At 65.2% G+C, this 13954-nt stretch carries 6 protein-coding genes and 2 rRNA genes; 3 read left to right on the plus strand and 5 right to left on the minus strand.

The window, feature by feature from the left end:
* Positions 1-60: 60 nt before the first annotated feature.
* Together OG381_RS10200 and OG381_RS10205 are read right to left on the minus strand one after the other, a co-directional pair.
* Positions 61-3184 (minus strand): 23S ribosomal RNA (locus OG381_RS10200).
* Positions 3185-3490: 306 nt separating this feature from the next.
* A 16S ribosomal RNA gene (locus OG381_RS10205) occupies positions 3491-5016 on the minus strand.
* Together the 16S and 23S rRNA genes form the textbook arrangement of a ribosomal RNA operon.
* A 558-nt stretch (positions 5017-5574) precedes the next feature.
* Here OG381_RS10205 and OG381_RS10210 point away from each other — a divergent pair.
* Both OG381_RS10210 and ptsP read left to right on the plus strand, forming a co-directional pair.
* A complete protein-coding gene (locus OG381_RS10210) occupies positions 5575-6024 on the plus strand; it encodes a PTS sugar transporter subunit IIA (RefSeq protein ID WP_327715812.1) in 450 nt (149 codons plus the stop codon).
* A gap of 79 nt (positions 6025-6103) precedes the next feature.
* Positions 6104-7774, plus strand: coding sequence for a phosphoenolpyruvate--protein phosphotransferase (gene ptsP, locus OG381_RS10215; RefSeq protein WP_327715813.1), 1671 nt, complete (start codon positions 6104-6106; stop codon positions 7772-7774).
* Positions 7775-7842: 68 nt separating this feature from the next.
* On the opposite strand, the gene OG381_RS10220 is transcribed toward ptsP, so the two are convergent.
* Together OG381_RS10220 and OG381_RS10225 are read right to left on the minus strand one after the other, a co-directional pair.
* A complete protein-coding gene (locus OG381_RS10220) occupies positions 7843-8736 on the minus strand; it encodes a hypothetical protein (RefSeq protein ID WP_327715814.1) in 894 nt (297 codons plus the stop codon).
* Between the two features lie 130 nt (positions 8737-8866).
* A complete protein-coding gene (locus tag OG381_RS10225) occupies positions 8867-10834 on the minus strand; it encodes an acetoacetate--CoA ligase (protein WP_327715815.1) in 1968 nt (655 codons plus the stop codon).
* A 213-nt stretch (positions 10835-11047) separates the two neighbouring features.
* Between OG381_RS10225 and OG381_RS10230 the strand changes: the two genes are divergently transcribed.
* Positions 11048-13414 carry a glycoside hydrolase family 31 protein gene (locus OG381_RS10230; RefSeq protein WP_327715816.1) on the plus strand — a complete coding sequence of 789 codons (2367 nt, stop codon included), beginning with the start codon at positions 11048-11050 and terminating at the stop codon, positions 13412-13414.
* 1 nt (position 13415) lies between these two features.
* On the opposite strand, the gene OG381_RS10235 is transcribed toward OG381_RS10230, so the two are convergent.
* Positions 13416-13952: an NUDIX domain-containing protein gene (locus OG381_RS10235; protein ID WP_327715817.1), complete on the minus strand. Its 537-nt coding sequence runs from the start codon at positions 13950-13952 to the stop codon at positions 13416-13418.
* Positions 13953-13954: the final 2 nt, after the last annotated feature.

Genomic DNA, 13954 nt, shown 5'->3' on the forward strand with positions numbered 1-13954 from the left:
GAAATTATGGGTATGGGGCTGTTCGTGGTTTCAGAACCAACACAGTGGACGCGAGCAACTGAGGACAAGCCCTCGGCCTATTAGTACCGGTCACCTCCGCACGTTACCGTGCTTCCAGATCCGGCCTATCAACCCAGTCGTCTACTGGGAGCCTTAACCCCTCAAAGGGGGTGGGAATACTCATCTCGAAGCAGGCTTCCCGCTTAGATGCTTTCAGCGGTTATCCCTCCCGAACGTAGCCAACCAGCCATGCCCTTGGCAGAACAACTGGCACACCAGAGGTTCGTCCGTCCCGGTCCTCTCGTACTAGGGACAGCCCTTCTCAATATTCCTGCGCGCGCAGCGGATAGGGACCGAACTGTCTCACGACGTTCTAAACCCAGCTCGCGTACCGCTTTAATGGGCGAACAGCCCAACCCTTGGGACCGACTCCAGCCCCAGGATGCGACGAGCCGACATCGAGGTGCCAAACCATCCCGTCGATATGGACTCTTGGGGAAGATCAGCCTGTTATCCCCGGGGTACCTTTTATCCGTTGAGCGACGGCGCTTCCACAAGCCACCGCCGGATCACTAGTCCCGACTTTCGTCCCTGCTCGACCCGTCGGTCTCACAGTCAAGCTCCCTTGTGCACTTACACTCAACACCTGATTGCCAACCAGGCTGAGGGAACCTTTGGGCGCCTCCGTTACTCTTTAGGAGGCAACCGCCCCAGTTAAACTACCCATCAGACACTGTCCCTGATCCGGATCACGGACCCAGGTTAGACATCCAGCACGACCAGACTGGTATTTCAACGACGACTCCCCCTGAACTGGCGTCCAGAGTTCACAGTCTCCCAGCTATCCTACACAAGCCGAACCGAACACCAATATCAAACTGTAGTAAAGGTCCCGGGGTCTTTCCGTCCTGCTGCGCGAAACGAGCATCTTTACTCGTAGTGCAATTTCACCGGGCCTATGGTTGAGACAGTCGAGAAGTCGTTACGCCATTCGTGCAGGTCGGAACTTACCCGACAAGGAATTTCGCTACCTTAGGATGGTTATAGTTACCACCGCCGTTTACTGGCGCTTAAGTTCTCAGCTTCGCCACACCGAAATGTGACTAACCGGTCCCCTTAACGTTCCAGCACCGGGCAGGCGTCAGTCCGTATACATCGCCTTACGGCTTCGCACGGACCTGTGTTTTTAGTAAACAGTCGCTTCTCGCTGGTCTCTGCGGCCACCCCCAGCTCACCGAGTAAATCGGATCACCAGTGATGGCCCCCCTTCTCCCGAAGTTACGGGGGCATTTTGCCGAGTTCCTTAACCATAGTTCACCCGAACGCCTCGGTATTCTCTACCTGACCACCTGAGTCGGTTTAGGGTACGGGCCGCCATGAAACTCGCTAGAGGCTTTTCTCGACAGCATAGGATCATCCACTTCACCACAATCGGCTCGGCATCAGGTCTCAGCCTTGATGAGCGGCGGATTTACCTACCACTCGGCCTACACCCTTACCCCGGGACAACCACCGCCCGGGATGGACTACCTTCCTGCGTCACCCCATCACTCACCTACTACCACCGTGGTTCGGCGGCTCCACCACTTTCCATTCCCCGAAGGGTCCGGAACGGCTTCACGGCCTTAGCATTAATGGGTTCGATGTTTGACGCTTCACAGCGGGTACCGGAATATCAACCGGTTATCCATCGACTACGCCTGTCGGCCTCGCCTTAGGTCCCGACTTACCCTGGGCAGATCAGCTTGACCCAGGAACCCTTAGTCAATCGGCGCACACGTTTCTCACGTGTGTATCGCTACTCATGCCTGCATTCTCACTCGTGAACCGTCCACCACTAGCTTCCGCTGCGGCTTCACCCGGCACACGACGCTCCCCTACCCATCCATACGGGCGTTGGCCCTATTGTATGAATGACACGACTTCGGCGGTACGCTTGAGCCCCGCTACATTGTCGGCGCGGAATCACTAGACCAGTGAGCTATTACGCACTCTTTCAAGGGTGGCTGCTTCTAAGCCAACCTCCTGGTTGTCTGTGCGACTCCACATCCTTTCCCACTTAGCGTACGCTTAGGGGCCTTAGTCGATGCTCTGGGCTGTTTCCCTCTCGACCATGGAGCTTATCCCCCACAGTCTCACTGCCGTGCTCTCACTTACCGGCATTCGGAGTTTGGCTAAGGTCAGTAACCCGGTAGGGCCCATCGCCTATCCAGTGCTCTACCTCCGGCAAGAAACACACGACGCTGCACCTAAATGCATTTCGGGGAGAACCAGCTATCACGGAGTTTGATTGGCCTTTCACCCCTAACCACAGGTCATCCCCCAGGTTTTCAACCCTGGTGGGTTCGGTCCTCCACGAAGTCTTACCTCCGCTTCAACCTGCCCATGGCTAGATCACTCCGCTTCGGGTCTTGAGCGCGCTACTATGTCGCCCTATTCGGACTCGCTTTCGCTACGGCTTCCCCACACGGGTTAACCTCGCAACACACCGCAAACTCGCAGGCTCATTCTTCAAAAGGCACGCAGTCACGACTGTATGTGCAAGCACATACAGCGACGCTCCCACGGCTTGTAGGCACACGGTTTCAGGTACTATTTCACTCCGCTCCCGCGGTACTTTTCACCATTCCCTCACGGTACTATCCGCTATCGGTCACCAGGGAATATTTAGGCTTAGCGGGTGGTCCCGCCAGATTCACACGGGATTTCTCGGGCCCCGTGCTACTTGGGTGTCTCTCAAACGAGCCGTACAGATTTCAGCTACGGGGGTCTTACCCTCTACGCCGGACCTTTCGCATGTCCTTCGCCTATCCATACGGTTTCTGACTCGTCTCACAGCCGGCAGACTGTGAAAGAGAGATCCCACAACCCCCACGACGCAACCCCTGCCGGGTCTCACACGTCGTAGGTTTGGCCTCATCCGGTTTCGCTCGCCACTACTCCCGGAATCACGGTTGTTTTCTCTTCCTGCGGGTACTGAGATGTTTCACTTCCCCGCGTTCCCTCCACATACCCTATGTGTTCAGGTATGGGTGACAGCCCATGACGACTGCCGGGTTTCCCCATTCGGAAACCCCCGGATCAAAGCCTGGTTGACGGCTCCCCGGGGACTATCGTGGCCTCCCACGTCCTTCATCGGTTCCTGGTGCCAAGGCATCCACCGTGCGCCCTTAAAAACTTGGCCACAGATGCTCGCGTCCACTGTGCAGTTCTCAAACAACGACCAGCCACCCATCACCCCGGAGCTTCACTCCGAGTTCACTGGGGCCGGCGTCGAGGGGGTTCATTCCCTCAGACACCCAACAGCGTGCCCGACACCCTCACCACTCATGATCAGCTTTCCACGCTCCGAAGAGCAGTACTTGCAGCCCGAGATGACTGAGAGTGCCGAATAATCAACGTTCCACCCTTGAGCAACCACCGCAGAACATTTGCCTGCGTAATGGTCTCTGAGCCTGTCCCGAAGGACCGACTAAGAAGTGCTCCTTAGAAAGGAGGTGATCCAGCCGCACCTTCCGGTACGGCTACCTTGTTACGACTTCGTCCCAATCGCCAGTCCCACCTTCGACAGCTCCCTCCCACAAGGGGTTGGGCCACCGGCTTCGGGTGTTACCGACTTTCGTGACGTGACGGGCGGTGTGTACAAGGCCCGGGAACGTATTCACCGCAGCAATGCTGATCTGCGATTACTAGCAACTCCGACTTCATGGGGTCGAGTTGCAGACCCCAATCCGAACTGAGACAGGCTTTTTGAGATTCGCTCCACCTCACGGTATCGCAGCTCATTGTACCTGCCATTGTAGCACGTGTGCAGCCCAAGACATAAGGGGCATGATGACTTGACGTCGTCCCCACCTTCCTCCGAGTTGACCCCGGCGGTCTCCTGTGAGTCCCCATCACCCCGAAGGGCATGCTGGCAACACAGGACAAGGGTTGCGCTCGTTGCGGGACTTAACCCAACATCTCACGACACGAGCTGACGACAGCCATGCACCACCTGTACACCGACCACAAGGGGGGCACCATCTCTGATGCTTTCCGGCGTATGTCAAGCCTTGGTAAGGTTCTTCGCGTTGCGTCGAATTAAGCCACATGCTCCGCTGCTTGTGCGGGCCCCCGTCAATTCCTTTGAGTTTTAGCCTTGCGGCCGTACTCCCCAGGCGGGGAACTTAATGCGTTAGCTGCGGCACCGACGACGTGGAATGTCGCCAACACCTAGTTCCCACCGTTTACGGCGTGGACTACCAGGGTATCTAATCCTGTTCGCTCCCCACGCTTTCGCTCCTCAGCGTCAGTAATGGCCCAGAGATCCGCCTTCGCCACCGGTGTTCCTCCTGATATCTGCGCATTTCACCGCTACACCAGGAATTCCGATCTCCCCTACCACACTCTAGCTAGCCCGTATCGAATGCAGACCCGGGGTTAAGCCCCGGGCTTTCACACCCGACGTGACAAGCCGCCTACGAGCTCTTTACGCCCAATAATTCCGGACAACGCTTGCGCCCTACGTATTACCGCGGCTGCTGGCACGTAGTTAGCCGGCGCTTCTTCTGCAGGTACCGTCACTTTCGCTTCTTCCCTGCTGAAAGAGGTTTACAACCCGAAGGCCGTCATCCCTCACGCGGCGTCGCTGCATCAGGCTTTCGCCCATTGTGCAATATTCCCCACTGCTGCCTCCCGTAGGAGTCTGGGCCGTGTCTCAGTCCCAGTGTGGCCGGTCGCCCTCTCAGGCCGGCTACCCGTCGTCGCCTTGGTGAGCCATTACCTCACCAACAAGCTGATAGGCCGCGGGCTCATCCTTCACCGCCGGAGCTTTCAACCACCACAGATGCCTGCGGTAGTGGTATCCGGTATTAGACCCCGTTTCCAGGGCTTGTCCCAGAGTGAAGGGCAGATTGCCCACGTGTTACTCACCCGTTCGCCACTAATCCCCACCGAAGTGGTTCATCGTTCGACTTGCATGTGTTAAGCACGCCGCCAGCGTTCGTCCTGAGCCAGGATCAAACTCTCCGTGAATGTTTACCCGTAATCGGGTGCACACATCACGAGAGCGGAACCACCGGCGGAATAAGCCGATGGTTCACAGCGTCCTCGCTGTGTTTTTCTTCAAAGGAACCTCATCTACGACCATGACGGCCGGAGACGGGGTATCAACTAATCTGGCGTTGATTTTTGGCACGCTGTTGAGTTCTCAAGGAACGGACGCTTCCTTTGTACTCACCCTCTCGGGCTTTCCTCCGGGCGCTTCCCTTCGCTGTTCCAAACTCTATCAGTGTTTTTCCGGCCCCCTGACCACTCTCCTGCGGACATGCAGAAGGTGACCCCGAGTTAGGATCTGACAAGTTTGGTTGCTGCTGAGCAAGGGCGCTTGCTAGCGCCGCTCGGCCTCAAGCAGGAGTACGACTCTACACGCGGCCCCGAAGCGCGTGCAAATCGATTGGACTGGTGGTCTAGACCACTTCACGGTATCTTCCATGCGGAACCGTCAGTTCATATGACTTACGCTGCTCACAGTGCGCCGTCCTCGACAGGCAGTGACGACGCATATCGATCTCCACCCCTGGGAGGCTTCCCATGACCACCGTGACGTCCCCGCTTGCAGGACGCGCCATCGGACTGGCAGCTGTGCCCGATCCGGTCTTCTCCGGGGCCATGGTCGGCCCGGGTACGGCGATCGACCCCGTGCGCGAGGCCTCTGAGGCTGTCGCGCCCGTGGACGGAGTCATCGTCTCGCTCCACCCCCACGCCTTCGTCATCGTCGACGATCAGGGTCACGGTGTGCTCACTCACCTGGGTATCGACACCGTCCAGCTGAACGGCGAGGGTTTCGAGCTGCTCGTGAACAAGGGCGACACCGTGACGCGCGGCCAGAGCATCGTGCGCTGGAACCCGGCCGCCGTGGAGGCTGCCGGCAAGTCCCCGGTGTGCCCGATCGTGGCGCTCGAAGCCACCGCCGAAGCGCTCTCCGAACTGCGTGACGACGGCGATGTGAAGGCCGGCGACAGTCTCTTCGCCTGGAAGTGACATCAACTCCGTCCTGGGACGGGAAGTAGTGGCAACCATCGCGGCGGCGGGACCCGCCGCACTATCGGAGACGGGTGAGATGGAGACAACGCTGCGAGGCGTCGGCGTGAGCCATGGTGTGGCGATCGGCGAGGTTCGGCACATGGGAACGGCGGTCCTGGAGCCGCCTGCCAAGCAGATCCCGGCTCAGGACGCGGAGCGTGAACAGGGGAACGCCCGCAAGGCAGTGGAAGCTGTGGCGGCCGACCTGACGGCGCGCGGCAATCTGGCCGGCGGCGAGGCGCAGGCGGTGCTCGAGGCGCAGGCCCTGATGGCCCAGGACCCCGAGTTGATGGCCGACGTGGATCGGCGCATCGCCGTCGGCAGCACGGCCGAGCGGGCTGTGTACGACGCGTTCGCCGCGTACCGCGAGCTGCTGGCGGGTGCCGGTGAGTACCTCGCCGGACGTGTCGCGGACCTCGACGACGTGCGGAACCGTATCGTCGCCCGTCTGCTCGGGGTGCCCATGCCGGGCATTCCGGACAGTGACGAGCCGTATGTCCTTGTGGCGCGTGACCTCGCGCCCGCTGACACGGCTCTGCTGGACCCCACTCTGGTGCTCGGCTTCGTGACCGAGGAGGGCGGGCCGACCAGCCACAGCGCGATCCTGGCGCGAGCACTCGGTGTCCCTGCCGTGGTGGCGCTGCCGGGTGCCGGTGAGCTCGCGGAAGGCACCGTGATCGCCGTGGACGGCAGCACCGGCGACATCTTCGTGAATCCGAGCGAGGAGAAGAAGGCCCAGCTGGAGGCTGCCGCCGCCGAGCGCAAGGCCGCGCTCGCGGCGTCGACCGGGCCGGGTGCCACGGCCGACGGCCACAAGGTGCCGTTGCTCGCCAATATCGGCGGCCCCGCGGACGTTCCGGCCGCTGTCGAGGCCGGTGCGGAGGGTGTCGGTCTCTTCCGTACCGAGTTCCTCTTTCTCGACGACAGCAAGAACGCTCCCTCCGAGGAGAAGCAGATCGACGCCTACCGACAGGTCCTCGAGGCCTTCCCGGAGGGCCGTGTCGTCGTACGGGTGCTGGACGCCGGTGCGGACAAGCCGCTCGAGTTCCTGACGCCGGGCGACGAGCCGAACCCGGCGCTGGGTGTGCGGGGTCTGCGGACTCTGCTCGACCACCCGGACGTGCTGCGTACGCAGCTGACGGCCCTGGCGAAGGCCGCTGAGGGGCTGCCGGTCTACCTCGAGGTCATGGCTCCCATGGTGGCGGACCGTGCGGATGCCAAGGCGTTCGCCGATGCGTGCCGTGAGGCGGGGCTGCGGGCGAAGTTCGGTGCGATGGTCGAGATTCCGTCGGCGGCCCTGCGGGCGCGTTCGGTTCTGCAGGAGGTCGAGTTCCTGTCGCTGGGGACGAACGACCTCGCGCAGTACACCTTCGCCGCGGACCGTCAGGTGGGCGCGGTGTCCCGACTGCAGGATCCTTGGCAGCCGGCTCTGCTCGACCTGGTCTCGCTGTCCGCCGAGGCGGCGAAGGCCGAGGGCAAGAGCTGTGGTGTGTGCGGTGAGGCAGCGTCCGATCCGCTGCTGGCGTGTGTGCTGACCGGTCTGGGTGTCACCTCTCTTTCCATGGGTGCGGCGTCGATTCCTTATGTGCGGGCGACTCTGGCGAAGTACACGCTTGCGCAGTGCGAGCGTGCCGCGGCTGCCGCTCGGGCGGCGGACAGTGCCGATGAGGCGCGCAACGCCGCTCAGGCGGTGCTGTCCGGCGAGTAGTCGGCCGTATCGGTCGTCGGTGCTTTGTGAAGGGCGCTCCACCTGCGGGTGGGGCGCCCCTTCTGCGTTCAGTGGTGGTGGGAAGGCGTCGGGTCGTCGGGCCCGAGGTCGGGCGGCACGCAGTAGTCGACGCCGGATTCCGGTGAGATGAGGTCTCCGGATTCGATGTCGGTGCAGTAGGCGTCGAAGACCTCGCCCGCGGTGAGGGGTTCCAGTCCTTCTCCGCGTAGCCGCCAGCCGTAGATGCGGTCGGTGGTTCCGGGAACGCTGGTCCGCATGACGAGTCCGCCGGGGGTGTGTGTCGCCAGGCCGAGAGCCAGGACCGTGGCGAATTCGAGGGCTTCGGCCTCGTCGAGTTGCGTGGTGCCGTCGGCGTTGATGTCGGCGTGGAGGACGGAGACGAGTGTTTCCGGTGTCGCCGTGACGCTGCAGACGAGGTGTCGGTTGCCTGGTTGGGCCGTGTCGAGGATGCGGACGAGAAGGCCGGAGGCTCGGGCGAAGGCTGCTCGGCCGATGTCCTCACCGCAGGAGGCGCAGGCGCCAAGGCGTGCCAGGAGTGTGGAGGCGTACTCCCAGGTGGCTTGCCGTACCGCTTCGTCGATCAGGTCGGGGACGAGTTCCGCCAGGGGGCGTCCGTCGTACGGGATGGTCGGGCCCGTGGTGGCGAGTTCGGCGGTGAAGCGGGTGCGGCTGGAGGGGATGTCGGGTTCGAGGCCGGTGTCGGCGCAGTAGTCGGCGTACTCCTGTGGGTCGAAGAGGGCTACCGCGGTGTGGGTGCCCTGGGAGGCGCGGGTTTTGAGGAGTTCCTCCACCTGTTGGAGATAGAGGGTGTGGTCGTCGAAGGTGAAGCTGCGGTAGTGCCGCATGCTGCGGAAGTCGTGCTCGTCGGTGAGCAGGCCGATGGTGCCGGCGATCTCACGGCGCAGAACGCGTCGCATGGTCTGGTGGTCGGTGTGCGCCATGTTTCCCCCTGTGCGCTGTCGATCAATGCTCACTCACAGTAACCGGGCGCACTGACAACGGGGGCTGAGCAAAGCGGTGGGCACGCCGACGCAGTGAGGGGAGCTCTGACTGCGTCGGCGGTCGCGTCGGTCAGGCGCGCTTGCGGGCCAGGTCCTCGTAGAAGTGGAGCAGGTCGAGGTTGTCGATGGAGCCCGGGTTGACGGCCTTGTCGAGGGGGGTGCCCTGGAGGAGACGCTTGACGGGGACTTCGATGCGCTTGCCGGTGAGGGTGTGCGGGATGCCGGGTACTTCGATGACCTCGTCGGGGATGTGCCGCGGGGAGAGCTGTTCGCGGATGGTCTGCTTGATGCGGCCGAGCAGGGTCTCGTCGAGGACGGCCCCGGGGGCCAGGTGGACGAAGAGGGGCATCCAGTAGCCGCCGTCGGACTGTTCGATGCCGATGACGAGGGATTCCTTGATCTCGGGGAGCCGTTCGACGGCTTCGTAGATGTCGGCGGACCCCATACGTACGCCCTGGCGGTTCAGCGTCGAGTCGGAGCGGCCGTGGATGACGACGGAGCCTCGGGAGGTGACGGTGATCCAGTCGCCGTGGCGCCAGACGCCGGGGTAGGTGTCGAAGTAGCTGTCGTGGTAGCGGCTGCCGTCGGGGTCGTTCCAGAAGTGGATCGGCATCGACGGCATGGGGTTGGTGACCACGAGTTCGCCGACCTCGTCGGTGAGGGGGTTGCCGCTGGGGTCCCAGGACTGCAGGTCGGTGCCGAGGCCGGGGGCCTGGAGTTCGCCGATGTGGACGGGGAGGGTGGGGACGGCGCCCGCGAAGCAGGAGCAGACGTCCGTGCCGCCGCTGACCGAGGCGATCCAGAGGTCGTCGCGGACCTCGTCGTGGAGCCAGCGGAAGCCGTCGGGCGGCAGCGGTGATCCGGTGGTGGCCACGCACTGCACCGAGGAGAGGTCGAAGTCGCGGCCGGGGTGCACGCCCGCCTTGCGGCAGGCCATGACGTACGCGGCCGAGGTGCCGTAGAGGGTGGCCCGGGTGCGTTCGGCGATGCGCCATTGGGCGCCGGTGTCCGGATAGCCGGGGCTGCCGTCGTACAGGACGATCGTGGTGCCGGTGAGGAGGCCGGAGACGAGGAAGTTCCACATCATCCAGCCGGTCGACGTGTACCAGAAGAAGCGGTCGTCGGGGCCGAGGTCGCAGTGCAGGCCGAGTTGTTTGAGGTGCTCGACGAGGATGCCGCCCTGCGACTGGACGATGGCCTTGGGGAGGCCGGTCGTGCCGGAGGAGTAGAGCACCCACAAGGGGTGGTCGAACGGCACCTGCTCGAAGGTGGGCTCCACGTCAGCGCTTGTCAGGGCCGACCACTCCAGGGCGCCCTCCGGGGCGTCGGTGCCAAGGAGGGGGACGTGGACGACGGCACGCAGGGTGGGCAGTTCGCGGCGGAGTTCGGCGACGGTGTCGCGCCGGTCGTGCTCCTTGCCGCCGTAGCGGTAGCCGTCGACGGTGAACAGGACGACGGGTTCGACCTGCTGGAAGCGGTCGAGGACGCTGCGGGCGCCGAAGTCGGGGGCGCAGGACGTCCAGACGCCGCCCACCGCGGCTGTGGCGAGGAGGGCGACGACGGCCTGCGGGATGTTGGGGAGGTAGCCGCTGACGCGGTCGCCGGGGCGTACACCGAGGGCGCGCAGCTCGGCGGCGAGGGAACCGACCTGACGGCGCAGTTCGGACCAGGTGACGGGGCGTGCTTCGTGGGTCTCGTCGACGTGCAGGAGGGCCGGTTCGTCCGCGCGGGTGGCGGCCGCGCGCAGCGCGTGTTCGGCGTAGTTCAGGGTCGCGCCGGGGAACCACTGGGCGCCGGGCATCGAGCGGTCGCCCAGTACGCGCGCGTAGGGGGTCGAGAAGCGTACGTCGAACCATTCCGTGACGGCTTTCCAGAAGGTGTCCAGCTCGTCGACGGACCAGCGGTGCAGGGCGGGGTAGCCGCCTTCGGCCGGGGCGCCGTGGTGCTCGGCCGCCCAGGCGTGGAACCTGGTGACCTGCGCCTGGGCGATGCGTTCAGGATCTGGCTGCCAGAGCGGCTGGGGGTTCACGGTCGACATGGGGCGGCTCCCGGACTGTGCGCGTCGTGTGCGTCTCCCGCGCACGGGCTGGGGTGTGCGCGCGACGCGGATGACACGGACGATGCCATGTGATCGACTTCCACACCAGGGCGCGCCCCACATAGTCGGTGTCGTGAAGATGTGGTCCCGGCACGGGTGAACGGCAGTTGAACGACACCCGCTCGTGGGGCGGTCAGTGGCAGGGTGAGCAGCATGAACGGTCGTGACCTGGTGCGTTCGATAAAGACGGTCGGTTCGGCGGGGGCGGCCCAGGGGTTGCGTTCCGTTCGGGCCTCGTGGCGTATGCGGCGAGCGGATGCCGCGGGGCTGCCGCCGCGAGGGGCCGAGCGCGCTCGGGTGCCCGGGCCGGTGCGGGATGTCGAGCCGGGGCCCGGCGGCGGGATAGTCCGGTTCAGCCGTTCCGAGCTGCGGATCACGGTCACGGTGAACGGGGCGGTCTTCTGGGGCTGGGACGGCGTGGGTCCCGAGCCGTCGTACGCGCTGGCGGGGCGCTGTCCTGAGCCGGATCCACGGGCGGTGCTGGAGCCCGACAAGGACGGCGGTTGGCGGGTGGTGGCCGAACGGGCGACGGTCGTCGTCTCGCGGCACGGTGCGATCGAGGTGCGTACGCCCGGTGGGGTGACGGTGCGCCGGGATCTGCCGCCGCGGTGGTGGGAGCCGGTGGGCGGTGGTGCGGCGCGGTGGATGCAGCGGTCGGAAGTGCCCGCGGACGCGCGCTTCTTCGGGCTCGGCGGGCGGGCTTCGGGGCCTCGGCTGCGGAACGGGACGTACCGGCTGTGGAACACCGATCCCGGAAGGTCCTTCGGTCCCGCCGACGATCCGCTGTACATCACGATGCCGGTGCAGTTCGTGGTGTCCGACGCGGCGACGCATCTGGCGTTCCACGACACGTCGTGGGACGGCACGGTGACGTTGCGGGAGGGTGAGGAGGGTGCCGGTTCCGGGCACGACCGGGCCGGTACGTGCGAGCTGCGGATGTCCGGTGGTCCGCTGCGCTGCTGGGTGATGGTGGGCACCCCCGCGCGCGTGCTGCTCGCCTGGGCCTCGCTCACCGGCGCGCCCGCTCTGCCGCCCACGTGGGCGCTGGGGCACCATCACGCGCGGTGGGGGTTCGGGAGCGAGCAGGAGGTGCGGCGGATCGTCGCGGGCTACCAGGAGCGCGGCCTGCCGCTGGACGCCGTCCACCTGGACATCGACCACTATGACGAGCGCCAGGTGTTCACTGTCGACCAGGAGCGCTTCCCCAAGCTGCCCCAGCTCGCCGAGGAGCTGCGGCGGGTCGGGATCCGGCTGGTGTCGATCGTGGACCCGGCGGTCCGGGCCGAGCCGGGCAACGCCGTCTTCGACAGTGGTGTCGCCGAGGACGCCTTCGTACGGGACGCTTCCGGGCGGCTCGTGCGGGGAGTCGGCTGGCCCGGTGAGGCGGTTTTCCCGGATTTCACGCACGCGCGTGTGCGTGAGTGGTGGGGCCGCCTCTATGAGGAGCGGCTCGCTCAGGGGTTCGCGGGCTTCTGGCACGACATGAACGAGCCCACCTCCTTCGCCGCCTTCGGGGAGTCGACCCTGCCGCGTTCGGCGCGGCATCAGCTGGACGGGCAGGGCGGTGACCATCGCGAGGCCCACAACGTGTACGCGCTCTGCATGGCCCGTGCGGGGTACGAGGGCGTGCGGGAACTGGCGCCCCAGGAGCGCCCGTTCGTGTTCTCGCGCTCCGGGTGGGCCGGCATGCAGCGCTATGGGGGAACGTGGTCGGGTGACGTGGCCACGGGCTGGCCGGGGTTGCGGGCGTCGCTGTCGCTGGTGATGGGGCTCGGTCTGTGCGGGGTGCCCTATGCCGGGCCGGACGTGGGCGGCTTCGACGGGAGTCCGTCGCCCGAGCTGTATCTGCGCTGGTTCCAGCTGGGCGCGTATCTGCCGTTGTTCCGTACGCACGCGAGTCTGCGGGCGGGGCGCCGGGAGCCGTGGGAGTTCGGTCCCGAGGTGCTGGAGCACGCGCGCGTGGCCCTTCTGGAACGCCGGCGGCTGCTGCCGTACTTCGTGACGCTGGCGCATCTGGCGAGGCGTACGGGTACGCCGTATGTGCGGCCGTTGTGGTGGGGGGCGCCGGAGGACCGGGCGCTGCGTGACTGCGAGGACGCGTTTCTGCTGGGCGACAGTCTGCTGGTGGCGCCGGTGCTCGATCCGGGAGCGGACCGGCGGGCGGTGCAGCTGCCGCGCGGGCGCTGGTACGACACCGTGACGGAGCAGGCGTATCAGGGGCCGGGGCAGGTCCTTGTGGACGCCCCCTTGTCGCGGATCCCGGTGCTCGCGCGCGCGGGTGCCGTCCTTCCCGTACGCGGGGAGGACGGCGGCCTGGAGCTGGAGGTGTGGGCGCCGGCCCGGGGACGGACCGGCGGGGGGCTGGTCGTGCCCGACGTGGGTGACGGGTGGGACGAGCCGGGGATCGAGCGGTACGTGGCCCGTTGGCAGGGCCGGAAGGTGGTCGTCGAGCGGGAGGGTGAGGACGGCGTGAGTGCGCCGCCTCACCCGGTGCGTGTGCGGGGGGCCGGGGAGCGCTAGGTCAGATGTACCGGCCCTCGAACCAGGCCCGTACGGCACGTGTGTGCAGGGGGAAGGCAAGCTCCTCGGGCCTGCGCAGGAGATGCCAGCCCTCCGTCTCGTCCGTCGCGGCGGAGTCGGGCAGGCCTTCTGCCGGGCGTTCCGGAAGGGACCCGAACAGCAGGAGGTGACCGTCGGGCGAGCTCATGGCGTCGACGAGGCGTACGTCGCGGCTCGCCGCGTCTATACCGGTCTCCTCCTTGAGTTCACGGACGACGGCCTGGCGCCAGTCCTCCCGGTCGTCGATGTAGCCGCCGGGCAGTGCGATGCCCCCGCGCGCGGGGGCGATGGTTCGGGTGATGACGACAAGGGCGGCGCCCTTGGTGTCGTACACCGGCTGGAGTGCCACCGCGACGGGCAGCGGGTTGCGGTAGGCCACGGTGGAGCACGCGGGACAGGTGCGGGGCCAACCGGAGACGCCCTCTCCGTAGGGCGCTCCGCAGCTCGAACAGTGGGAGTCGCGCGCGGAGTTGGGGGTGAGGTGTTGGGTTTCGGACACGC

Origin of the sequence: Streptomyces sp. NBC_00490, from assembly GCF_036013645.1 — a bacterium.
In the GTDB taxonomy this organism is placed as follows: Bacteria; Actinomycetota; Actinomycetes; order Streptomycetales; family Streptomycetaceae; genus Streptomyces; species Streptomyces canus_F.